The 21,173-nt window shown below is 63.2% G+C and carries 24 protein-coding genes; 8 read left to right on the forward strand and 16 right to left on the reverse strand.

Features of this window, described 5'->3' with window-relative positions:
* Positions 1-178: 178 nt before the first annotated feature.
* Positions 179-1,045 (forward strand): SMP-30/gluconolactonase/LRE family protein, encoded by an 867-nt coding sequence (locus LB568_RS14555; RefSeq protein WP_013896329.1) that lies wholly within the window; start codon positions 179-181, stop codon positions 1,043-1,045.
* On the opposite strand, the gene LB568_RS14560 is transcribed toward LB568_RS14555, so the two are convergent.
* The 4 genes from LB568_RS14560 to LB568_RS14575 all read right to left on the reverse strand — a co-directional run bounded on the left by LB568_RS14560 (position 1,042) and on the right by LB568_RS14575 (position 4,898).
* Positions 1,042-1,389 carry a hypothetical protein gene (locus LB568_RS14560; RefSeq protein WP_013896330.1) on the reverse strand — a complete coding sequence of 116 codons (348 nt, stop codon included), beginning with the start codon at positions 1,387-1,389 and terminating at the stop codon, positions 1,042-1,044. The genes LB568_RS14555 and LB568_RS14560 overlap by 4 nt on opposite strands.
* Positions 1,390-1,641: 252 nt before the next feature.
* On the reverse strand, positions 1,642-3,525 hold the full coding sequence (locus LB568_RS14565) for an ABCB family ABC transporter ATP-binding protein/permease (RefSeq protein WP_013896331.1): 1,884 nt from the start codon (positions 3,523-3,525) through the stop codon (positions 1,642-1,644).
* A gap of 25 nt (positions 3,526-3,550) precedes the next feature.
* Complete coding sequence (locus LB568_RS14570) at positions 3,551-3,898, reverse strand: ArsR/SmtB family transcription factor (protein WP_013896332.1); 348 nt, start codon at positions 3,896-3,898, stop codon at positions 3,551-3,553.
* Between the two features lie 67 nt (positions 3,899-3,965).
* A complete protein-coding gene (locus LB568_RS14575) occupies positions 3,966-4,898 on the reverse strand; it encodes a LysR family transcriptional regulator (RefSeq protein ID WP_013896333.1) in 933 nt (310 codons plus the stop codon).
* Positions 4,899-4,991: 93 nt separating this feature from the next.
* Here LB568_RS14575 and LB568_RS14580 point away from each other — a divergent pair, with 93 nt between their 5' ends.
* Entirely contained in the window at positions 4,992-5,789 is a 798-nt protein-coding gene (locus LB568_RS14580; RefSeq protein ID WP_224730490.1) for an NAD(P)H-dependent oxidoreductase, read from the forward strand.
* Positions 5,790-5,802: 13 nt separating this feature from the next.
* Here LB568_RS14580 and LB568_RS14585 read toward each other — a convergent pair whose 3' ends face one another.
* The gene (locus tag LB568_RS14585; RefSeq protein ID WP_224730491.1) at positions 5,803-7,266 is read right to left on the reverse strand and encodes a LysM peptidoglycan-binding domain-containing protein; all 1,464 of its coding nucleotides are present in this window, start codon (positions 7,264-7,266) and stop codon (positions 5,803-5,805) included.
* A 158-nt stretch (positions 7,267-7,424) separates the two neighbouring features.
* Between LB568_RS14585 and LB568_RS14590 the strand changes: the two genes are divergently transcribed.
* Positions 7,425-8,036: a TIGR00730 family Rossman fold protein gene (locus LB568_RS14590; RefSeq protein WP_224730492.1), complete on the forward strand. Its 612-nt coding sequence runs from the start codon at positions 7,425-7,427 to the stop codon at positions 8,034-8,036.
* Between the two features lie 105 nt (positions 8,037-8,141).
* Here LB568_RS14590 and LB568_RS14595 read toward each other — a convergent pair whose 3' ends face one another.
* Positions 8,142-9,038, reverse strand: a complete 897-nt coding sequence (locus tag LB568_RS14595; protein WP_224730493.1) for a LysR substrate-binding domain-containing protein — start codon at positions 9,036-9,038, stop codon at positions 8,142-8,144.
* Positions 9,039-9,150: 112 nt separating this feature from the next.
* Here LB568_RS14595 and LB568_RS14600 point away from each other — a divergent pair, with 112 nt between their 5' ends.
* Positions 9,151-9,441, forward strand: a complete 291-nt coding sequence (locus LB568_RS14600) for a muconolactone Delta-isomerase family protein (RefSeq protein ID WP_224730494.1) — start codon at positions 9,151-9,153, stop codon at positions 9,439-9,441.
* Between the two features lie 181 nt (positions 9,442-9,622).
* On the forward strand, positions 9,623-10,618 hold the full coding sequence (locus LB568_RS14605) for a transporter (RefSeq protein ID WP_224730495.1): 996 nt from the start codon (positions 9,623-9,625) through the stop codon (positions 10,616-10,618).
* Between the two features lie 15 nt (positions 10,619-10,633).
* On the opposite strand, the gene LB568_RS14610 is transcribed toward LB568_RS14605, so the two are convergent.
* The 9 genes from LB568_RS14610 to cysS all read right to left on the reverse strand — a co-directional run bounded on the left by LB568_RS14610 (position 10,634) and on the right by cysS (position 18,426).
* Positions 10,634-11,320: a glutathione S-transferase family protein gene (locus LB568_RS14610; RefSeq protein ID WP_224730496.1), complete on the reverse strand. Its 687-nt coding sequence runs from the start codon at positions 11,318-11,320 to the stop codon at positions 10,634-10,636.
* 9 nt (positions 11,321-11,329) lie between these two features.
* On the reverse strand, positions 11,330-12,247 hold the full coding sequence (gene rarD / locus LB568_RS14615) for an EamA family transporter RarD (protein ID WP_224730497.1): 918 nt from the start codon (positions 12,245-12,247) through the stop codon (positions 11,330-11,332).
* An 83-nt stretch (positions 12,248-12,330) separates the two neighbouring features.
* Positions 12,331-13,947, reverse strand: coding sequence for a citramalate synthase (cimA, locus tag LB568_RS14620; RefSeq protein WP_224730498.1), 1,617 nt, complete (start codon positions 13,945-13,947; stop codon positions 12,331-12,333).
* Between the two features lie 197 nt (positions 13,948-14,144).
* Positions 14,145-15,098: a prolyl aminopeptidase gene (pip, locus tag LB568_RS14625; protein ID WP_224730499.1), complete on the reverse strand. Its 954-nt coding sequence runs from the start codon at positions 15,096-15,098 to the stop codon at positions 14,145-14,147.
* Positions 15,095-15,571, reverse strand: a complete 477-nt coding sequence (locus LB568_RS14630) for a GFA family protein (RefSeq protein ID WP_013896344.1) — start codon at positions 15,569-15,571, stop codon at positions 15,095-15,097. The genes pip and LB568_RS14630 overlap by 4 nt, the downstream gene beginning before the upstream one ends.
* Complete coding sequence (locus LB568_RS14635) at positions 15,568-16,059, reverse strand: GFA family protein (RefSeq protein ID WP_140576355.1); 492 nt, start codon at positions 16,057-16,059, stop codon at positions 15,568-15,570. Before LB568_RS14635 ends, LB568_RS14630 begins: the two co-directional genes overlap by 4 nt.
* Before the next feature lie 6 nt (positions 16,060-16,065).
* Complete coding sequence (locus LB568_RS14640; RefSeq protein WP_224730500.1) at positions 16,066-16,452, reverse strand: VOC family protein; 387 nt, start codon at positions 16,450-16,452, stop codon at positions 16,066-16,068.
* Positions 16,449-16,856 (reverse strand): endonuclease domain-containing protein, encoded by a 408-nt coding sequence (locus LB568_RS14645; protein ID WP_140576353.1) that lies wholly within the window; start codon positions 16,854-16,856, stop codon positions 16,449-16,451. Before LB568_RS14645 ends, LB568_RS14640 begins: the two co-directional genes overlap by 4 nt.
* 121 nt (positions 16,857-16,977) lie before the next feature.
* A complete protein-coding gene (gene cysS / locus LB568_RS14650; RefSeq protein WP_140576352.1) occupies positions 16,978-18,426 on the reverse strand; it encodes a cysteine--tRNA ligase in 1,449 nt (482 codons plus the stop codon).
* A 416-nt stretch (positions 18,427-18,842) separates the two neighbouring features.
* On the opposite strand from cysS, the gene LB568_RS14655 reads away from it, so the two are divergent.
* Positions 18,843-18,998 (forward strand): hypothetical protein, encoded by a 156-nt coding sequence (locus tag LB568_RS14655; protein WP_013896350.1) that lies wholly within the window; start codon positions 18,843-18,845, stop codon positions 18,996-18,998.
* Positions 18,999-19,077: 79 nt separating this feature from the next.
* On the opposite strand, the gene LB568_RS14660 is transcribed toward LB568_RS14655, so the two are convergent.
* A complete protein-coding gene (locus LB568_RS14660; protein WP_140576350.1) occupies positions 19,078-19,839 on the reverse strand; it encodes an SOS response-associated peptidase in 762 nt (253 codons plus the stop codon).
* A gap of 124 nt (positions 19,840-19,963) precedes the next feature.
* Here LB568_RS14660 and LB568_RS14665 point away from each other — a divergent pair, with 124 nt between their 5' ends.
* Complete coding sequence (locus tag LB568_RS14665) at positions 19,964-20,398, forward strand: NUDIX hydrolase (RefSeq protein WP_140576348.1); 435 nt, start codon at positions 19,964-19,966, stop codon at positions 20,396-20,398.
* Between the two features lie 62 nt (positions 20,399-20,460).
* Positions 20,461-20,838 (forward strand): TIGR02301 family protein, encoded by a 378-nt coding sequence (locus tag LB568_RS14670; protein ID WP_140576347.1) that lies wholly within the window; start codon positions 20,461-20,463, stop codon positions 20,836-20,838.
* Positions 20,839-21,173 lie beyond the last annotated feature (335 nt).

Below are 21,173 nucleotides of genomic sequence, written 5' to 3' on the forward strand. Positions count from 1 at the left end.
CCAAATACTTCCCTAAACTCTAATAGCGAACAATATCACCAGGTCAGAAAGATAAAAGGGCTCAAGATTGATCTGCCGCACTTGCATAGGAAGATTTGTGCCGAAATTCCTGACTGCGGTGTCGGCACCCCATCGGCTCGACCGTCCTTGGTAGGATAACCGGCAAGGAGTCCCTTACATGCAGCAGTCACCTGCCCCCCAAGCGCATCTCATCACTGCCGGCCTCGCTTTCGGCGAGTCGCCGCGCTGGCATGACGGACGGCTGTGGCTTTGCAACTGGGGCACCGGCGAGATCATCGCCGTCGATGCCGAAGGCAACCGCGAGATCATGTTCACGGTGCCGGCCGTCCTGCCCTACTCCATCGATTGGCTGCCGGATGGTCGTCTGCTCGTCGTCTCGGGCCGGGAAGGCTTGCTGCTGCGGCAGGAAGCCGATGGCAGGCTCGTCACCCATGCCGATCTGCGCGGCCTCTCGAAAAGTCCGTGGAACGAAATCGTCGTCGATGGGCTCGGCAATATCTATGTCAATGGCGGCGGACCGGCGCCGGCTCCCGGCGAACATTTCGGCCCGGGCACGATCGTGCTGGTCACGCCGCAAGGTTCGGTCCGGCAAGTGGCGGAGAATATCGCCTTTGCCAACGGCATGGTGGTGACCCTGGACAACAAGACGCTGATCATTGCCGAATCCCACGCAAGCCGGCTGACCGCTTTCGACATCGCCGCCGACGGTACCTTATCCAACCGACGCGTCTGGGCCGAACTCGACGGTTACCCCGACGGCATCTGCCTCGATGCCGAAGGGGCGGTCTGGTACGCGGATGTTCCCAACAAGCATTGCGTGCGGGTGCGCGAAGGCGGTGAGGTCTTGCAGACCGTCACCATCGATCGCGGTTGCTTTGCTTGCATGCTGGGCGGCGCGGCCAGGCGAACCCTGTTCATCGTCGCCGCGGAATGGCGCGGCTTCGAGCACATGGTCAGCGAGGCCCGGACCGGCCAGGTACTCAGCGTCGAGGCGCCGGCACCTGGCGCCGGCTGGCCCGGCTAGAGCCCCGGAATTCGCTGATAGTTGGCGATGTCGGCTCGCACCCCAAGCCGGGCGATGGTCTCCTGCGGATTAAAAGCGATGCGCTCTTGCGCGGCCTTGACGATCGGCACGACCTTGTCGACAGCCGCCTGGCTTTCCCATTCGACGATCGTCACCAGGTTGAACTCGCCCGGCCCCGAAAATTGCTCGAGCAGGAAATCCTGCACGAAACCCTGCTGCCGGCGCAGCAATTCGTGCGTGGTCCTGACCTTGGTGAGAATCTCGTCGCGGGCGGCGGCCGGCACGACGAACTTGTCCACCCTGAACACGCTGCCACCGTTAACAGTCTGATTTATGTCTTTCATCTCGATTGTTCCGTTCCTGGATCATGGTGTTTGCGGGCTCTGGGGAACGGCGTACAATCTCAACTTAAGTTGAGGTCAAGCGGTGTTTTTGAAATCTTTTCCTACTCCCCTTGCGGGAGAAGGTGGATCGGCGCGCAGCGCCGAGACGGATGAGGGGTGCGCGACGGAGTGAGGCGTTGGTGTTCCCTGGAACACCCCTCATCCGACCTCGCTTCGCGAGGCCACCTTCCCCCACAAGGGGGAAGGAAAAACCTACGACACCTCCGACGTCCGCCGGCGAACGATAACACCAAATTCGTCGCTCTCGCGGGCGCGACGCAGGCGTTCCTCGGCCTCGGTCGCTTCGCGTTGGCGATCCCACATCGAGGCATAAAGGCCATGCTGGCGCATCAGCTCGATGTGGGTGCCGCGCTCGGCGATCTGGCCATCCTTGAGCACGATGATCTCGTCGGCCGAAATCACCGTCGACAGGCGGTGGGCGATGACGATCGTGGTGCGGCCCTTGCTGACCAGGTCGAGCGCGGCCTGGATCTCCTGCTCGGTGTGGCTGTCCAGCGCCGAGGTCGCTTCGTCGAGCATCAGGATCGGCGGCGCCTTGAGGATGGTGCGGGCGATCGCGACGCGCTGCTTCTCGCCACCGGAGAGCTTCAGCCCGCGCTCGCCGACCATCGACTTGTAGCCATCGGGCAGTTTTTCGATGAACGGCCCGATCTGGGCAAGTTCGGCGGCCTTGCGCACCTCCTCCTCGCTCGCGCCGACGCGGCCGTAGCGGATGTTGTAGGCGATGGTGTCGTTGAACAGCACCGTGTCCTGCGGCACCATGCCGAGCACCGCCCGCAGGCTCTCCTGGGTGACATCCCTGATGTCCTGGCCGTCGATCAGCACCTGGCCGCCCTGCACGTCATAGAAGCGGAACAGGAGCCGCGAGATGGTCGACTTGCCCGCACCCGACGGCCCGACGATGGCAATCGTCTTGCCGGCCGGCACGTCGAAGCTGACACCCTTCAGGATCTTGCGGTTCGGGTCATAGGAGAAATGCACGTCGCGGAACTCGACCTTGCCGGCGCTGACGACCAGAGGCTTTGCATCGGGCTTGTCAACGATCTCCTGCGGCACGTCGAGGAGGTCGAACATGTGCTCGATGTCGGTGAGGCCCTGGCGGATTTCGCGGTAGATGAAACCGATGAAGTTGAGCGGCACGGAGAGCTGCACCAGCATGGCGTTGATGAAGACGAAATCGCCGACCGTTTGCGTATGAGCCTGGACCTCCAGCGCCGACATGCACATCACGACGACCGTGCCGAGACCGAAGATGGCGCCCTGGCCGAAATTCAGCCAGCCGAGCGAGGTCCAGGTCTTGGTGGCGGCGATCTCGTAGCGCGCCATCGAGCGGTCGAAGCGCTCGGCCTCCATGGCCTCATTGGTGAAATATTTGACCGTTTCGAAATTCAGCAGCGAGTCGATCGCCTTGGTATTGGCGTCGGTGTCGCTGTCGTTCATGTCGCGGCGGATCGAGATGCGCCAGTCGCTGGCCTTGACCGTGAACCAGACATAGACACAGACGGTGACTGCCACCACGGCCACATATTTCCAGCCATAGGTGAAGCCGAATATGCCGGCGGTCAGCGCGAATTCGAGAATGGTCGGCGCCGTATTCAGCATGATGAAGCGCACGATCGTCTCGATGCCCTTGGTGCCGCGCTCGATGATGCGCGACAAGCCGCCGGTGCGGCGCTCCAGGTGAAAGCGCAGCGACAGCTGGTGCATGTGCACGAAGGTGCGGAAAGCAAGCTGGCGCACCGCATGTTGTCCAACGCGGGCAAACAGCGCGTCGCGCAGCTGGTTGAAGCCGAGCTGAACGAGCCTCAGCACATTATAGGCGATGACCAGCATCACCGGGGCAAGCAGGAAGGAAGGCAGCGGCGGCGGCGTTTTGAAGCCGCCAGCCAGCGCATCGGTCGCCCATTTGAAGAAGTAGGGGCCGGCGACCAGCGTCACCTTGGCGACGACCAGCAGCAGTGTCGCCCAGGTCACCCTCGCCCTGAGGTCAGCCCGGTCGGCCGGCCACATATAGGGCCACAAATTGCGCAATGTCGTCAGGGTCGAGGTGTCGGCGGAGACAGTTTTTTCGGCCAATTTTCTTGCCTTTTGGGTGAGAGGGTCAGCGGCCGGAGCAGCAGGAATCGACGAGTGCGCCCAGCGACGCCGATATTTCGGCGAGCGCCGCGCGATCGACCGCGTAGCGCGAGCGTTGGCGGTCAGGCTCGAACCGGACCAGGCCAGCCTCCACCAGTATTTTCAGGTGCTGGGACACGGTCGACTGCGCCAGGTCGAAACGATCGACGACCTCGCGGCAGCAGCAGGAATTGCTGGCCGAGAGGTATTTTATGATTTCGATCCGCGCCGGATGCGACAACGCCGCAAATCGCGCCGCGACAGCGCGACTGTCGGAGATGCAGTTGGGTAGAGCGACGGTGGCGCGGCCTGGTTCAAAGGCGGATTCTGTCATCGTTCATCGGCGATAGACGATGGAGGGCACCGCCGCAAGCTACTCTTCCGGGCAGATCAGACAGCGGCTAGTTCTGTGAGACGGATTTCTCGATCCCTGGAATCTCGGCAATCCGTTCAGCCAGAAACTCGACCAGCAAGCGGACCCTGGCGACGCCCGCGCGTTCTGGGACAATCAACATGTTGAGTGGAACGGACGTCAGCGAATAATCCGTCAGGATCGTCTCCAGCGAGCCCGCGTCCAGAAGATCGTCCACAAGCCATCGATGCGCAGGCGCGATGCCCCGAGCGGCAACCAAGGCCTGCCGCGCGGCAAGTCCATGATCGATCCGCAGTCGCCCCGCGAAAGGCACCATGTGGCGCTCGCCGCCGGCGCCCTGCAAAACAAGTGTTTCGCTGCCCGCCACGTTCGACATCCGGATGCCCTCATGTCGAGACAGATCCGAAGGGACAGAAGGCCTTCCCCGCGCCGCCAGATAGGCCGGAGACGCCACGAGCAGACGCCGTGACTGGCCGAGCGCCCTCAGCTTCAACGAACTGTCGGTGAGCGGCCCCAGGCGGAGCGCGATATCGATGCCCTCGCGGACGAGGTCCACCCGCTCGTCCGTGAGGCTGAGATCAATCCCGATGTCGGCGTGACGGTCCTGAAAAGCGAAGATGAGGCGGCTGACGTGCAAGACACCGAAAGCCGCCGTACAACTTATCCGGATCGTACCGGCGGGCGCGCCGCGCGTGCTCCGGGCCTCATCGCTGGCCTGTTCGACAAGGCGCAGGATTTGAACGCTGTTGGCGTAATAGCGGCTGCCTTCAGCGGTCATCGTGACACGCCGGGTCGTTCTGCTGAGCAAAGGCACGCCAACAGCTTCTTCGAGTTCCCGCACGTGCCGCGTGATCGTCGACTGCCCGACGCCAAGCTCGCGCGCAACGGCCGACAGGCTGCCACGCTCGGCGACGCGAACGAAGGTGCGCATCCGCTCGAATGTGACGTCTGACTTATCCATTATTCGGCACAATGTTATTCATTGCCTACATATAGTGGATCACATCGCTGCTGGCTATCTTCACGTCAGTCCCCTCAATATTGGATCTGACCCATGAAAGTTCTGCTTGTCTTTGCCCACCCCGAACCACGTTCGCTCAACGGCGTCCTTCGCGATGTCGCCATAAAGGAACTAGAGGCTCAAGGACATGAGGTGCGCGTGTCGGACCTATACGCCGATGGCTGGAAATCCGCGGTCGATCGCGCCGACTTCCCCTTGCTCGAACCTGACGCGCGGTTGATACCCGTCGCGGCCTCCAAGAAGGCGTTCGAAGCCAACGCCCTAACCGACGATGTAAAGGCCGAGATCGAGAAACTCCTGTGGGCCGATACCTTGATCCTCCAGTTCCCGCTTTGGTGGTTCGCCATGCCGGCGATCCTCAAGGGCTGGGTCGATCGTGTGTTCGCCTACGGATTCGCCTATGGCGTTGGCGAGCATAGCGACCGGCGTTGGGGCGATCGTTACGGCGAGGGCACCCTCGCCGGGAAACGCGCGATGCTGATCGTGACCGTTGGCGGCTGGGAAGAGCACTACACCGCGCGCGGGATCAACGGGCCTATCGACGACCTGCTGTTTCCGATCAATCACGGGATCCTCTATTACCCTGGATACGACGTGCTTCCGCCGTTCGTGGTCTACAAGGTCGATCGTCTCGGAGAGGACGGCTTCGAGCCCGTGGCTGAACGCCTGCGTGACAGGATGCGGACGCTGGCGACGACGCCGCTGATCCCATATCGTCGGCAAAATGGCGGAGATTATCTCATCCCGAGCATGAATCTCCGCCCTGAGCTGGGCGATCCGAGTGCAGCCGGTTTCGCGCTTCACTCCGGCCGCGCAGGCGATGCCGGCTGATCGATGCGGGCTTCTACTGCGTCTTGGTCGGCGTCGTCGTCGCCTGCTCGCCCATTGCCTTGAGGTCGGCGGCTTCGCCTTCCTTCGACTTTTCCGGAACCTTGAACACCTGCCCCGGCCAGATGCGGTCGGGATTCCTGATCTGGTCCTGGTTGGCGAGATAGATGGTCGAATAGCGCACCCCATGGCCGTATACGCGCCGCGAAATCCGCCACAGCGTGTCGTTGCGGCGGATGATGACGGCGCTGTCGGCGTGTTCGAGCTTGGGTGCCACGACCTCGGGCACCTCGCCCGGCGTGGCTGGCGCCGCGACAGCCGGAGCCTCGGTGGCGGGCGTCGCTGGTGCCGACTCAGCCGGAGCGGCGGCAACGGCTGGCGCTTCGGCCGCAGGGGCCGGGGCGGCAGGCTTGGTCTCGGCGGGCGCCACAGCGGCAACCGCCTGACCCGGCTCACGCTCGAACGGCACAGCGGCGCGGGCGACCACCTTCACGCCATCGGCATCGAGGCCGTCGACATGGATGGTGTAGCTGCCGACCGGAATGTCGCGGGTCGCCTCGACGAGGAAATGACCGTCGCGCGATGTCTGGGCATCGCCGAGCAGGATGTCGTTGGCGTAGGCGCGCACCTTGCGACCCGGATCGGCAAGGCCGGCGACAAAGATCTTGCTGCCATCGATCTCGACGGCCTCGACGACGATCTTGGGCTCAGCCGCGGCTGCGGCGGGCGGTGTTGCCGGCGCCGGTGCAGCCTCGACGACGGCTGGCGCCGGAGCAACAGCCGCCGGCGCTTCAGCGGCCGGAGCCGGCGCTGGTGCAGCCGGAGTGGCAGCCTGATCGCCGGTGGCCGGCGCGGCCGGTTTGGTCTCGGGCGCGGGGACTGTCAGCAGTTCGGCCGGCTTGCCCGGCTCCTCGACCATCGCCAGCACCTGGCCGGTCACATCCTTGGGAACCGAAACGACGGCGGTCTGCACCGAGGCTGTCACCACGGTGCCGGCCGTCGAACGCAGGGCGATCGTATAGTCGCCCGGCTTCAGCGGATCGTCGAGCACGATGACAAAGGCTCCATCAGGACCCGCCACCGTCGAACCAAGCACGGTGGTGCCGTTCAGGATCTCGACCTTCGAATTGGGCGCCGCATTGCCGGCAACCACGATCGAACCGTTGCCCTCGACGCGCACGACGTCGAATGTCGGCGCGATCGGACCTGCCGCCGCGGGCGCTGCCGGCGCCGGTGCATCCGCTGCCGGAGCCGTCGCCTGCGGTGCCGCGGCGGGAGCGGCCGGTACCGCCGGTGCCGGCAGTCGCCCTTCCGTGCCGGGATCCGCCGGTTTCGCCTCGGGCGGCGTCAAGGCCGCTACCTGCGCCGGTGGCGTTGGATGAAGATACGGGTCGAGCGCACCCGATACATAGGCGGTTCCCGCAGCCGCGACGGTCCCACCCGCCGCGAACAGGAACGCCTTCAGTGGATTAATTGCCATATTTCCCTACCCCTTAGCCACCTAATGCCGGTCTAGCGTGTTTTCCCAATGCCGACAAGAAAAACGGGCCGACAAGAAAAAGGGGCCGACAAGAAAAAGCCCGGCCTTGTTGCCTTGGGGCTTGACCCCGCTTTCAGACCCAATCACCAATCACCGGCATGAACACGATTCGATCCGTTTGCGTCTATTGCGGCTCGTCTCCGGGCCGTGATGAAACCTATGTCAAGGCCGGTCACCTGCTCGGGCGCTCGCTTGCACGCTCCGGCCTCAGGCTGGTTTATGGCGGCGGCACCAAAGGTATCATGGGCGCCGTCGCCGAAGGCGCGCTCAAGGCCGGCGGCAAGGTAACGGGCATCATTCCGCGCTTCCTGATCAACAGGGAAGCGACCGAAACCGCGCTTGACCGGCTCGACGAGCTGGTAATCACCGACAATATGCACGAGCGCAAACATAAGATGTTCGAGAAATCCGACGCCTTTGTGGCGCTGCCGGGCGGTATCGGTACGGTCGAGGAGATCGTCGAAGTCATGACCTGGGCGCAACTCGGCCATCATCGCAAGCCGATCGTCTTCGGCAATGTCGGTGGCTTCTGGGATCCGATGCTGGCGTTGCTTGATCATATGGCGGCGGAAGGCTTCATTCACACCGCGCAAAGGGTCAAGCCGCTGGTCGTCAACGATCCCGAGGCCATCGTCGCCGCCATCATGGTGGCAGGCACCTCCGTCGACGCCCCGACCGAGGGCGTGCAGTCGGTGATCGATAAGATGTGAGATTAGGGGAGTAAGGGAATAGGCAGTAGGGAATAGAGAAAGATACTGCCTACTGCCTACTGCCTACTGCCTACTGCCTACTGCCTACTGCCTACTGCCTACTGCCTACTGCTGCCTACTGCTGCCTACTGCCTTCCTCAAATCCCCAATCATCGCCCGCCGGTCATGCCGCCGCCAGGCCAGATGGATCGACACCGTGCGTTCGAACCATGGCAAATCGCGGAACGCGATCCGCGGCGGTGCGGCGGCACGCAGGCTGGATTGAACCGTCGCCAGGCCGAGGCCGGCGCTGACCAGGCCGAGCGAGGTCAGTGGATCGGCTGTTTCATAGGCGATGTCGGGCAGAAAGCCGGCCTTTGCACAGGCGGCGAGGAACTGGCCGCGATTGGTGTCGTCGGGCTGGCGCACCACGGTGATCCAGGTGCGGCCGTCGAGATGCCGCGGCCCGATGTCGGCTAGCGCGACAAGTGGATCATCCTCGGGGATAGCCAGCACCAGCGGCTCGCGCCGCACCAGCATACTGTCGATGTCCGGATCGTCGGCCGGGGCCGGAGCGTAGACGAAGCCGAGATCGAGCACGCGCTGCCGCAAATCGTCGAACTGCGCGGCCGTGCGCCGACTCCTGAGCTGAAGATGGAAATCCGGCCGCTCGCGGCGGAATTGCCTGAGCATCTCGGCGACCAGCCCGGCATGCACCGCGCCCTCGACATAGCCGATGGCGAGACGACCGATCGCGCCGCTGGCGAGGTTGCGGCCGAATTCCTCCACACGCCGCGCATCGGCGAGCAGCGCGCGGGCCTCGGTGAGGAAAGCGCGGCCCTCGGCATTGAGATGGACGCGCTGCCTTGCCCGTTCGAACAGAGCGACGCCCAGTTGCGCCTCGAGCTGCATGATCTGCCGGCTGAGCGGCGATTGTGAAATATGCAGGATTTCGGCGGCGCGGCCGACATTGCCGGTTTCCGCAACGGTGACGAAATATCTGATCTGGCGCAGGTCGAACAATTTTTCTTCGAAGCTCCAAGTCCTGACGGGTCTCAACTTTAGCCTAATCAGTCTTGGACAGTCTGACCAGCCAAAAGCGATACTCGGCCATCCCAACCCAGAGGAGACCGACATGCAGTTCTTTGCCCTTCTTACGCGCAACACCGCCAAGTTCAGTGACGCGGACTTCGCACCGCTTTTGCCCGGCGAGGCCGAGCAGCGGCGCACGCTCTACGCCGAAGGCGCGGTGCGCCAGGTCTGGAACCGCGGCGACATTCCCGGCAGCGGCATGATGTTCGAGGCGACCGACGACGCCGAAGTGCGCGGCCATCTCGCCACTCTGCCATTGGTCAAGGCCGGCATGATGGACGTCGCGGCGATCGTTCCGCTCAACCCCTATCCCGGGTTCGGGCCGAAGCGCTGAACCGTCGCAATTGCAATGCGGTGACGGCGAAAGGCGCCGTCACCGCATTGCCGCCTGCTCGACACTCTGTGATCGGCTGTCAAGAAACCGTCACACGGAACCGGGTTCGTGCGTGCTAGAAATCGCGGCCAGGTGCCGCTGCACGGCGCCGCCTTGCAACTCGTATCTGGCACAGCGCCCTATGGACACCGCCCTCCCCGAAGGCACCGACCTGTCGCCCTATCTGCCCGACGAGCACGGGCTGTTCTTCATCTATCATTTCACCGCCAGTGGCCTGCGCACCAAGGATCCTGCGCAAGCGCAGTGGACTTGGCGCAGCTATCAAATCACCGACCTGCACGCCCGCCAGGAGATCGGCGCCGAAAAGGCGCTGCCGGCGCCGGCCCGCGATGCCTTCCTCGCGCCCAGCCATGGCTGCCATATCGACTACGAGGACAACTGGCTCTTTGGCGATTTGCCTGATCTCAGGCACGATTTTTCGGAGGCGCGCGGGCTCGTCCATTTCCGCTTTGCCTTCAACGACACGATGCTGATCGGCGCCCGCAAGCAGCCGCTGGAGTCGGTCGACGCGGTCCGAAAGGCGGTGGAGAACGGATCGCGGAAATTCCGCTCGCCGGCGGAGCTGATCGAGGCGGTCATGGGTCAGTCGCTCGACGGCATGGCGACAGAGCTCGGCAAGCTCGGCGACACGCTTGACGGCATCGAGGACCGTGTGGTGCGCGACGCATGGCACAATGAGCGCCAGGCGCTGGTCGAGGCGCGCCGGCAGCTGGTGGTGATCCATCGGCAGATGGCGACGCTGACCAATCTGTTCCGGCATCTCGACCATTCGCATCGCGACGAGCTGCCCGACCTGATCAACGACATGGCGGCCAGGCTCTCGCACCGAGCCTTCACGCTCTACAATGACGGCGAGCAGTTGCAGGCGCGCACGAGGCTGCTGCAGGACGAGCTGATGGCCAAGCTGACCATGCAGTCGAACCAGTTGCTCTATGTTCTCTCCGTCATGACGGCGGTGCTGCTGCCGATGACCATCATCTCCGGCCTGTTCGGCATGAATGTCGGCGGGCTGCCGCTGGTCGATACGCCAATAGGCTTCTGGGTGGTGACGGCGGTGTCGGTGGTTATCGCGGCGGCCACCTATCTGTTCGTCAGGCGGCTTGGCCGGGGATTGTAACGGCAGCCCGCGGTTTCACGCCAAGGCGCGAAGATCCTCGATGATCGTGCCGGCGGCACGGACTTCCGCTTCGTGGTCGGGCTCGCGCCAGGTCTCCGCGAGGCCCGCGGCGTACCATTCGCGCATCGCCGGCAGCGCCAGCAACTGCGCCGAATAGGCGGACGCCGCGCCCTCGAAAGAGAGCCCGTAGGACTGCGCCCTGAACGCCACCGGGGCGAAAAAGGCATCGGCGGCGGTGAAATGCGCGCCGGCGAGAAACGGCCCTCCGAAACGGGCAAGGCCATCGTTCCAGAGACCGCCGAGGCGGAAGAGATCCTGCTTCAACGCATCGGACATCGGAAACGGTTCGACGCGCACGCCGCAACTCATCGGGCATGCGCCGCGCAAAGCTGTGAAACTCGAATGCATTTCGGCGGCGGCCGAACGCGCCCAGGCACGCGCCTTGGCCTCGACAGGCCAGACACCGTGATGCCGCTCGGCCAGATATTCGACAATGGCAAGCGAATCCCAGACCGCCCAGCCATCGTCGGTCAGGCAAGGCACCCGCCCGTTCGGCGAGAACGATCGGTAAAGGCTCCAGCTCGATCCGGTCGGAAACGGCATCAGCCGCTCCTCGAACGGAATGTCCAGTTCTCGCATCAGGATCCATGGCCGCAGCGACCATGAGGAATAGTTCTTGTTGGCGATGTGCAGCAGGTACATCGAAACTCCCTATCGGGCGGAGGCCTTGCGTGCCGATGTCAGCATCGACCAGGAATAGATCGCCAGTGCCGTCCAGATCAGCGCGAAGGCGAGCGCCTGGATGGTGCCGAACGGTTCATCGAAGATCAGCACGGCGATCAGGAACACCATGGTCGGCGCGATGTACTGCATGATGCCGATGGTAGAGAGCCGCAACAGCTTGGCGCCGAAGGCAAACAGCAACAGCGGCACCGATGTGACCGGGCCGCAGCCGATCAGCAACGCCGTATCGGTGCTGTTGCTGGACACGATGTGATCCTGTCCGGTCGCGATCAGGTAGACGATGTAGCCAAGCGCCGGCACGGACAGCAAAAGCACTTCCAGCAGAAAACCCTGGCTTGGCCCGATCGGCAGCGTCTTGCGGAAGAAGCCGTAGGCGGCGAAGGAAAACGCCAGCGCCAGCGACACCCAGGGCAGCTTGCCGCCCTCGATCGTCAGCACCGCCACGGCGACCGCCGCAAGCACAACCGCCGCGATCTGCAAGCGGTCGAGCCGTTCGCCGAGCAGCAGCGCGCCGACGACCACACTAACCAGCGGATTGATGTAATAGCCAAGCGCGGTCTCGACGGTGCGGTCGACGGCGATCGCCCAGACATAGATGCCCCAGTTGACCGAGATCAGCGCCGCCGTCAGCGCGGCCATGGAAATGGTGCGCGGCGAGCGCAATGCCGCCTTGAAGTCCGCCGTGCGGCCGGCCCAGATGAGAACCGCAGCGGCGATCGGCACCGACCAGACGATGCGGTGCGCAATCACCTCGGCCAGCGGCAGATGCGCCACCGCCTTCATGTAAAACGGCAGCAACCCCCACAAGAGGTAAGCACCCAGCGCCAGCAGGAAGCCGCGCCGGGCTTTCGAATCCGCGTCGAGTGTAATTACTTCAGTGGCCATGGGCCAACGCTATGGCGCAGTCACCTCTGCAAGACCATCGCAAAGTTCTGATGGATCAATGGACTTTCGCTGATGGTTCAAACTTACTCGGCCGCAACAAGGCCCGCCATCTCACGGTTCTTCATCAGTTTGTAGACGATCGAATCCATCAGCGCCTGGAAGGACGCGTCGATGATGTTTTCGGAAACCCCGACGGTCCACCAGCGCGCGCCGGTGCCGTCATGCGATTCGATCAGAACCCGGGTGATGGCCTCGGTGCCGCCATTGAGGATACGCACCTTGAAATCGGCGAGTTCCAGATCGACGATCTCGCTTTGGTACTTGCCCAGATCCTTGCGCAGGGCGATGTCGAGCGCGTTGACCGGGCCATGCCCTTCGGCCACCGACATCTTCTCTTCGCCGTCGACCAGCACTTTCACGATGGCTTCGGACACCGTCTTCAACTGGCCGTTGGCGTCGAAACGCCGCTCGACCATACAGCGAAACGAGGTGACGTTGAAGAACTCCGGCAGGCCATGCAGCATCTTGCGGGCCAGCAGCTCGAAGGAGGCGTCGGCGCCCTCATAGGCATAGCCTTCGGCCTCGCGCTCCTTGACCACGGCAATCAGTGCGTCGAGCCGGTGATCGTCCCTGGGCACCTCGATGCCGCGCCGCTTCAGCTCGGCGAGAAAATTGGCCTTGCCGCCCTGGTCGGAAATCATGACGCGGCGACGGTTGCCGACCGTTTCCGGCGGCACGTGCTCATAGGTCGCCGGCTCCTTGGCCAGCGCCGAAGCGTGGATGCCGGCCTTGGTGGCGAAGGCCGAGGCGCCGACATAGGGCGCCTGCGCTTCCGGCGCACGGTTCAAGAGTTCGTCGAAGGCGCGCGAGAGCCTGGAGATGCCGGTCAGCGCTTCCGCTGAAATGCCAGTCTCGAAGCGATCGGCAAAAGCCGGCTTCAGCGCCAGCGTCGGCACGATCGAGATCAGATTGGCGTTGCCGCAGCGCTCGCCGATGCCGTTCAGCGTGCCCTGGATCTGGCGCACGCCTGCCTGGACGGCGGCAAGGGAATTCGCCACGGCCTGGCCGGTATCGTCATGGGCATGGATGCCGAGATGGTCGCCTGGAATGCCGGAAGCGATCACCTTCTCGACGATGGCGCGCACTTCCGATGGCTGCGTGCCGCCATTGGTGTCGCACAACACCACCCAGCGCGCGCCGGCGTCGTACGCCGTCCTTGCGCAGGCCAGCGCATAGTCCGGATTGGCCTTGAAGCCGTCGAAGAAGTGCTCGCAATCGACCATCGCCTCCTTGCCCGAAGCGACAGCCGCTTCAACCGACGCTTTGATCGACTCGAGATTCTCCTCGTTGGTGCAGCCAAGCGCGACACGGACATGGTAATCCCAGCTCTTGGCGACGAAGCAGATGGCGTCCGACTTCGATTGCACAAGGGCGGCAAGGCCGGGATCGTTGGAGGCCGAGACGCCTGCCCGCTTGGTCATGCCGAAGGCGACAAATTTGGCCTTCGCGGTGCGTTTCTGCTGAAAGAATGCGGTGTCGGTCGGATTGGCGCCGGGATAGCCGCCCTCGACATAGTCGATGCCGAATTCGTCGAGCAGCCTTGCGATGGCGATCTTGTCCTCGACCGAAAAGTCGATGCCCGGCGTCTGCTGGCCATCGCGTAGTGTGGTGTCGAAGAGATAGAGGCGTTGCTTTTTCATGATGGCAAGGTGCTTGAGCACCCCCCTCTGGCCTGCCGGCCATCTCCCCCGCAAAGGGGGAGATCGGCAGCTTTGATGACAGCGCTGGTCCTGCAACGTCGACGATTGGCGAAAGCGAAGGCGACATCCAATCTCCCCCCTTGCGGAGGAGATGTCCGGCAGGACAGAGGGGGGTGTGAAGGATCGCCGTGCATCGACTATACCTTCCCCGCAAACCGGTCGGTCGCCCGGATCAACTGGTCCAGTATGCCCGGCTCCGAATAGGCATGGCCGGCGCCCTCGATCAGGTGGAAATCCGCCTTTGGCCAGGCCTTGTGCAGCGCCCAGGCGTAGCGCGCCGGACACGGCATGTCGTAGCGGCCATGGACGATGGTGCCGGGAATGTCCTTGAGCCTGTGCGCGTCGCGCAGAAGCTGCCCCTCCTCCAGCCAGCCGGCATGGACGAAATAATGGTTCTCGATACGGGCGAAGGCGACGGCGTAGTCGTCCTCGCCAAATGGCCCGCTGGTCTCCGGCTCTGGCAGCAGCGTGATCGTCTCGCCCTCCCACAGGCTCCAGGCGCGGGCGGCCTCGATCTGCGCCTTGCGATCCGTGCCGACCAGCCGCTTGCGATAAGCCGCCATCATATCGCCGCGCTCGGCTTCGGGGATCGGCGCCAGGAAACGTTCCCACTTGTCGGGAAACATCTCGGAGACGCCGAACTGGTAGTACCATTCGAGTTCGGCCCGCGTCAGCGTATAGATGCCGCGCACCACCAGTTCGCTGACGCGATCGGGGTGGGTCTCGGCATAGGCGAGCGCCAGCGTCGAGCCCCAGGAGCCGCCGAACACCAGCCATTTGTCGAAGCCGGCCATCTCGCGCAGGCGCTCGATGTCGGCGACGAGATGCCAGGTCGTGTTGGCCTCCAGCGAGGCGTTCGGCGTTGATTTTCCGCAGCCGCGCTGGTCGAACAGGACGACGTCGTAGAGTTTCGGGTCGAACAGCCGCCGGTGCTTCGGCGAAATGGTGCCGCCCGGCCCGCCGTGCAGGAACACGGCCGGCTTGGCGCCCTTGGTGCCGGAACGCTCCCAGTAGACCTGATGACCGTCGCCGACATCGAGCATGCCTGAGTCGAACGGTTCGATTTCCGGATAGAGGGTGCGCAAGCTCATAGTTTCAGGCCCTGTTGCGGCCAGTTGGCCGTTTCGTGATCGGGATGCTGGAAGGAGATGATCTGCTCCTGCCTTGTGTAGAAGTCTGGATCCTGGTGGATGGGCTGATCGAAGATCGTCTCCACCCAGGGCAGCCGCGCGGCGTAATTGACCTGGATCTGCGGCGCCAGATCCGAGCGGTCGTCGAAGGCGCCAATGGCAATTTCGAGACCGCCGGGCTGGCGGTAGGTCAGCGGTGTGCCGCAACGAGCGCAGAAGCCGCGATCGATATTTACCGACGACTGGAAATAGCTCGGTTCCTCATGAGTCCATTCGACGCCGTCCTTTGGCACCGTCACCAAGGCGCCGAAGAAGGAGCCGAACTGCTTCTGGCACATGCGGCAGTGGCAGATGGACGGGCGCCCGAGCGCGCCCTTGATGCGGAAGCGCACGGCGCCACATTGGCAGCCGCCGGTTCGAACCTGATCGGTCATGACTTTTCCTTTGGCGGCCACTGTTCCGTATCGTGGTCCGGGTGCTGATATGAGACGAGATCGGCGAGATACGGAGCCGATGATATATCGGCCATCGTCTCCTCGCCCGGCAGTTTCGGGATGGCGTCCACATAGGGCAGTTTTGCCTCGGTGCCCCACTGGATCGACGGCACGATCTCCGCCGGATTGTCGAACGCACCGATGGCGAGACCGACACCATCAGGCGCGGTAAAGGTCAGCGGCGTCCCGCAATTGGCGCAAAACCCTCGATCGACATGGCTGGACGAGCGGAAATATTTCGGCTCGCCGCGCGTCCAGTCGAGCTTGGCGCCGCGCACGGATACCAACGGTGCGTAGAACGAGCCGAACGCCTTCTGGCACATGCGGCAGTGGCAGACCGAGGCATCGCCAAGCGCGCCCTCGACGCGGAAGCGCACCGCGCCGCACTGGCAGCCGCCTGTGTAGACCGGCCGGTTGTCGAGGCTCATCGCTGCTCACTCCGGGTCATGGCAGACGGCCTCGACATTGTTGCCGTCGGGATCGAAGACGAAGGCGCCGTAGTAGTTCGGATGATAGTGGGGGCGCAGGCCAGGTCCGCCATTGTCCTTGCCGCCAGCGGCAAGGGCCGCCGCATGGAAGGCATCGACCTCGGCACGGCTGCGCGCGGTGAAGGCAACGTGCTGGTGGTCTCTCGGCTTGTTCTTGCCGGTACTCAACCAGAACACCGGCCGGTCGCGGCCATAGCCGCCGACCTTGGCGCCGCCGGTGTATTCCAGCGGCACCATATAGAGCAACGACGCACCAAGCGGCGCCATCGCCTTGTCGTAGAAAGCCTTCGAAACATCGAAATCGGCAACGGTGATGCCGAGATGGTCGATCATGAAACAGCCTCCCTTGCTGGTTCGCCCGCCGGCCTCGCGGCATTGCCAAAGCCGGCCTCGATGACAATGTGCTGACAGACATTGTCGATACCGCGAATGACGTCGTCGTTCCAGAAGCGCAGGACGGTCCAGCCGCTGGCTTTCAAATAGGCGCTTCGCGCCTCGTCATGCCGCAGATGTTCGGCATCTGCATGCTGGCTGCCATCGACCTCGACGATGAGGCGACAGGCCGAGCAAGCGAAATCGACAATGTAAGGGCCGATCGGCACTTGCAGGCGAAAGCTCATTCCAATCAGTCGGTGGGTGCGCAATTCGTTCCAAAGCTTCAGCTCAGCATCGGTCATGACGCGCCGCATGGATTTCGCATTCTTGCGCTGTCGTGGCGGAACGAGGTCGTGCCCCATCAATCACCTTTACGCTGAAGATTGGCGAAATCGCCGATGATAGGCAATCTCCCCCCTTGCGGGGGGAGATCGGCTGTCGCCAGCGCCTCCGCCAACCTTGCAAAGGCGCTTGGCGCCGCCCTCACCGCTTCACCTCCCACGTCGTCACACGTTCGCCGGTGACCGGATCCTTGCCGTCCTTCAGCTGTACACCTTGCGCCAAAAGGTCGTCGCGGATGCGGTCGGCTTCGGCCCAGTTCTTGGCGGCGATCAATTCCAGGCGCCTGGCGATCGACCTCGCGACCTCGGCCTCGTCGACCCTGGCCGCGCCGATGTCGAAGCCGAGGAAGAGAAGTGCGGCCTTGAGCGAAGCGGCGGCGGCGTTCTCGCCATGGCCTTCGACTTCGCTGGCCTCGCCGGCAAGCTGGGTCAATTGCTGGAAGGCAGCGTAAGTGGCCAGGTCGTCGGAAAGGGCTTCCACGACCTTAGCCGGCAATTGTCCCGCCGTCGGCGCCAGATCGGCCGCGCGTTTCCATTTGCGCAACGTGTTCTCCGCCTCCTCCAGCTTGCGCATCGAAAAGTCGATCGGCTCGCGGTAGTGCGTCATCAGCATCGCCAGCCGTAGAACCTCGCCCGGCCAGTTGCGGCCGCCGAAGGTCTCGGTCTCCAGCAGTTCGTGGATCGAGTAGAAATTGCCGAGGCTCTTCGACATCTTCTGCCCTTCGACCTGCAGGAAGCCGTTGTGCATCCAGACATTGGCCATGACATCGGTGCCGTGGGCGCAGCGCGACTGGGCGATCTCGTTCTCATGGTGCGGGAAGATCAGGTCGAGGCCGCCGCCATGGATATCGAAGACTTCGCCGAGATAGGCCGCCGACATCGCCGAGCATTCGATGTGCCAGCCAGGCCTGCCCCTGCCCCACGGGCTCCGCCAGCCCGGCTCTTCAGGCGACGACAGTTTCCACAGCACGAAATCGCCAGGGTTCTTCTTGTGCGCGTCGACGGCGATGCGGGCGCCGGCCTGCTGCTCATCGAGATTGCGCTTCGACAATTGCCCATAGTCGGGCATCGACGCCGTGTCGAACAGAACTTCGCCTGCAGCGACATAGGCATGGCCGCGTTCGATCAGGCTTTGAATCAAGCTGATCATATCGGCCTTGCCGTCGGCGCGGGGCTCGACGAATTCGGTGGCGCGCGGTTCGACGGTCGGCTCCAGGCAGCCAAGCGTGGCGACATCGCTGTGGAACTGGTCGGCGGTCTTTTCGGTCACCCGCCGGATAGCTTCGTTGAGCGACAGCTTTCCGGCTGATATCTCGTCGCCGAAATCGCGCAACGCGCGCGCGTTGATCTTGTCGTCGACATCCGTGATGTTGCGCACATACGTGACATGCGTTTCGCCGTATACATGGCGCAGCAAGCGAAACAGCACATCGAAAACGATCACCGGTCTGGCATTGCCGATATGGGCGAAATCGTAGACGGTCGGGCCGCAGACATACATGCGCACATTCAGCGCATCGATCGGCGTGAAGTCCGCCTTCGTCCGCGTCAGCGTGTTGTAGAGGCGCAGGCCCTTAGATGCGTCAGACATTCAATGCCTTCCCGGTTCAGAACTTTTGTCTGGATGGAGCCAGCCCCGCGCCGAGGCGCAAATCAGGCTCCAGCCTGCTGGCCGGGGCGTTTGTCCAATCTAGGGGAAGATGAGGCGAAAACGTCCGGACCAGCGCGAGGCTAGCCAATAATGCAAATGCCACAAATGGCGAAAGACGTTTTCATGGGCGGCTTTATCGCCTTGGCCAGTGTTGCCGTCAAGTCGCTGATCCCAGGAAAAACGTCATAAAGACGGTGAAGCGCGTCGCTCGATCACGCGGAATCAGGCAGTGAAACATTTTATTAAACATGTCGGCACAGTCATGAAACATTCGCCGGCTAGATCACCAAGCGTCACGATTTGGTCGGAATCAACCATCAAACGCAGACACGAAGACGTTACCAGGGAAGAGAAAGATGCCTCGAAGCAAGCAAGACGCCAACCGCGCCAAGCAACCGGCGCTGGCCAGCCACTATCGCGCAATCGGTCCGGCCGCGATCGTCGCAGCCCTTCTTCACACCGCTAAGAAGAAGAAGCCTGCGCAGAAGATCGTATCGCCCCGCGCGGCCTGAAGCGGTACGCGTCCGCCGCAACCGCCGGCGGTCGGGGCGCAAACAGGTGCCTTGAAAATGAAGCCCTCGACGGGCTTGGCTAGAACAGCGTCATCTGACCGTCGTCCGCGCCAGGCTTCTGGCGCCTGACCTTCTCGGGTTCCGGTCCGATCTCGCCCCTCTCCTGAATTTCCGGTCCGGTGTTGGCGACCTTGTTGACGAGGTCGGAAACGGGGATCGCTTCGAAGAAATCAAGCCGCGCCGGCCGCAGCAGGTCGGCGACATCGCGCGGCTCGAGCGTGCGGCAATCCAGCCAGCGGGCGAAATCCCCGGGATCGACGACCACGGGCATCCGGTCGTGGATATGGGCGATGTCGCCATTGGCATTGACGGTCAGGATCGCGCCCGTATCCATTTCCGAGCCGCCCGGCTCGGCATAGGTTTCGATCAGGCCGGCAAAGGCCACCAACCCGCCATGCCGGGGCCGTATCCAGTAAGGTTGCCCCTTCTTGCCGCCCGTTTGCCGCCACTCGTAGAAGCCGGATGCCGGCACCAGAGCGCGGCGATGGCGCATGGCCGCCTTGAACGAGGCCTTCTCGATCGCGCCTTCCGAGCGGGCGTTGAACAGCAGCGGGAACTCCCTGGTGTCCTTAACCCAGGTGGGAATGAGGCCCCAGCGCACCAGCATCGACTGGCGGTCCGGCAGGTTGGAGCCTGGCGCCCGTGGCGCCCCGGAGATCGCCATCAGCACTGGCTGCGTCGGTGCGATGTTGTAGCGCGCCGGAAATTCCTCCAGCTCAGCCAGGCCCAGAAAGGCGGCGGTCTGGTCCGGCGTGGCGGTCAAGGCAAAGCGTCCGCACATGATCGATCGTGCCTCTCGAATGGTTGCGCAAGAAAGTGGCGATGGAACAGCCGCACTGCAACCGCTAAAGCTGTGCGGCACTGGCCGTCCACAGCGGACTGCGGCGATCGAACGGTTGGGAGCCATGAACGAACAACGAAAGATACTGCCGGCAGTCTCGGTCGCGGTGGTGCGTGGTGACACCGTGCTCTTGGTCAAGCGCGCAAGGCCGCCTTCGCAAGGGCTCTACGCCTTTCCGGGCGGCAAGGTCGAGGCCGGCGAGACACTGGAGGATGCCGCGAAGCGTGAGTTGCTGGAAGAAACCGGGTTGCACGCCGCCGGTTTTCGCCCGCTTCGGGAAATCCATATCGACGGCAGGGATGAGAGCCATCCGGTCGACTACCGCCTCACGGTTTTCGGCGCTGCCTATGCCGGCGGCGAAGCGGTGGCCAGCGACGACGCCGAGACCGCCGCGTTCTATACGCTCGGCGAGATGGCGGCGTTGCCGCTCGCCGGTTCGGTGTTCGCGGTGGCACAAGATCTGCTGGGGCGACCCCACGGTTCCCCTGCAAGCCGCTGAAATCCGCAACCGTCCCGCTGGAAACGCCTTGCAGGCGACAAATTGTTTGGCCAGATAGACTTATGAGCCGCACCTCCCTTCTCGTCGTTTTGTGCCTCGCCGCCAGCACGGCCGTGGCGGCGCGACCGGCATCGAGCGCGGAGGCGCCGTTCGAGCCTGGATTGATGCGGCTGGCCGAGGTTTTGGGATCGCTGCATTTCCTGCGCAATCTGTGTGGCGAGAAGGGCGACCAGTGGCGCGTCGAGATGGAAAAACTGCTCGATTCGGAAAATCCGGATGCCGAACGGCGCGCCCGCTTCATTGCCAGCTTCAACCGCGGCTACCGCTCTTTCGGCGGTACCTATACGCAATGCACCGCATCAGCCACCGAAGCCATCAGCCGTTACATGAAGGAAGGCGAGACGCTGACGCGTGACATCGCCTCGCGCTACGGCAACTAGGGCAATTCCAGGAAAAGTGTGACGCGGTTTTCCGGGGACAACGGGGAAGCTCTCCAGGCGTCCATCAACAGATATCCGGGCAGCTGAGAGCGGCGGCGGGCATATCCGGCTTGTGCCAGCCAGTGTCTTGATGCAATCCTGATGTTGCACTTCTGCAACAACGTTAATCAAACGTTAGCGCACAAATGTGGAATTAACTCAAACTGAAGGTTTTCACCCCGCAGGCCGGCCTAATCGGCTAAGTTTGATCCGAGTTGAATGCAACTTCGCCAGGCGCAGTCGCCCCTTTGTAAAGCGCGATCAAAAAAATGTCGTATTTACAAATACTTACTTAG

Source organism: Mesorhizobium sp. B263B2A (assembly GCF_020165775.1).
GTDB classification, from domain to species: Bacteria; Pseudomonadota; Alphaproteobacteria; order Rhizobiales; family Rhizobiaceae; genus Mesorhizobium; species Mesorhizobium opportunistum.

Excerpts from the sequence above, each read along its gene's own strand:
- LB568_RS14585 (WP_224730491.1), bottom strand. The coding sequence starts at position 7,266 with ATGGCAATTAATCCACTGAAGGCGTTCCTGTTCGCGGCGGGTGGGACC.
- rarD (WP_224730497.1), bottom strand. The coding sequence starts at position 12,247 with ATGGCCACTGAAGTAATTACACTCGACGCGGATTCGAAAGCCCGGCGC.
- pip (WP_224730499.1), bottom strand. The coding sequence starts at position 15,098 with ATGAGCTTGCGCACCCTCTATCCGGAAATCGAACCGTTCGACTCAGGC.
- LB568_RS14630 (WP_013896344.1), bottom strand. The coding sequence starts at position 15,571 with ATGACCGATCAGGTTCGAACCGGCGGCTGCCAATGTGGCGCCGTGCGC.
- LB568_RS14645 (WP_140576353.1), bottom strand. The coding sequence starts at position 16,856 with ATGGGGCACGACCTCGTTCCGCCACGACAGCGCAAGAATGCGAAATCC.
- LB568_RS14655 (WP_013896350.1), top strand. The coding sequence starts at position 18,843 with ATGCCTCGAAGCAAGCAAGACGCCAACCGCGCCAAGCAACCGGCGCTG.
- LB568_RS14660 (WP_140576350.1), bottom strand. The coding sequence starts at position 19,839 with ATGTGCGGACGCTTTGCCTTGACCGCCACGCCGGACCAGACCGCCGCC.
- LB568_RS14640 (WP_224730500.1), bottom strand. The coding sequence starts at position 16,452 with ATGATCGACCATCTCGGCATCACCGTTGCCGATTTCGATGTTTCGAAG.
- LB568_RS14590 (WP_224730492.1), top strand. The coding sequence starts at position 7,425 with ATGAACACGATTCGATCCGTTTGCGTCTATTGCGGCTCGTCTCCGGGC.
- LB568_RS14610 (WP_224730496.1), bottom strand. The coding sequence starts at position 11,320 with ATGTACCTGCTGCACATCGCCAACAAGAACTATTCCTCATGGTCGCTG.
- LB568_RS14605 (WP_224730495.1), top strand. The coding sequence starts at position 9,623 with ATGGACACCGCCCTCCCCGAAGGCACCGACCTGTCGCCCTATCTGCCC.
- LB568_RS14600 (WP_224730494.1), top strand. The coding sequence starts at position 9,151 with ATGCAGTTCTTTGCCCTTCTTACGCGCAACACCGCCAAGTTCAGTGAC.
- LB568_RS14635 (WP_140576355.1), bottom strand. The coding sequence starts at position 16,059 with ATGAGCCTCGACAACCGGCCGGTCTACACAGGCGGCTGCCAGTGCGGC.
- LB568_RS14560 (WP_013896330.1), bottom strand. The coding sequence starts at position 1,389 with ATGAAAGACATAAATCAGACTGTTAACGGTGGCAGCGTGTTCAGGGTG.
- LB568_RS14670 (WP_140576347.1), top strand. The coding sequence starts at position 20,461 with ATGAGCCGCACCTCCCTTCTCGTCGTTTTGTGCCTCGCCGCCAGCACG.
- LB568_RS14570 (WP_013896332.1), bottom strand. The coding sequence starts at position 3,898 with ATGACAGAATCCGCCTTTGAACCAGGCCGCGCCACCGTCGCTCTACCC.
- cysS (WP_140576352.1), bottom strand. The coding sequence starts at position 18,426 with ATGTCTGACGCATCTAAGGGCCTGCGCCTCTACAACACGCTGACGCGG.
- cimA (WP_224730498.1), bottom strand. The coding sequence starts at position 13,947 with ATGAAAAAGCAACGCCTCTATCTCTTCGACACCACACTACGCGATGGC.
- LB568_RS14575 (WP_013896333.1), bottom strand. The coding sequence starts at position 4,898 with ATGGATAAGTCAGACGTCACATTCGAGCGGATGCGCACCTTCGTTCGC.
- LB568_RS14555 (WP_013896329.1), top strand. The coding sequence starts at position 179 with ATGCAGCAGTCACCTGCCCCCCAAGCGCATCTCATCACTGCCGGCCTC.
- LB568_RS14665 (WP_140576348.1), top strand. The coding sequence starts at position 19,964 with ATGAACGAACAACGAAAGATACTGCCGGCAGTCTCGGTCGCGGTGGTG.
- LB568_RS14580 (WP_224730490.1), top strand. The coding sequence starts at position 4,992 with ATGAAAGTTCTGCTTGTCTTTGCCCACCCCGAACCACGTTCGCTCAAC.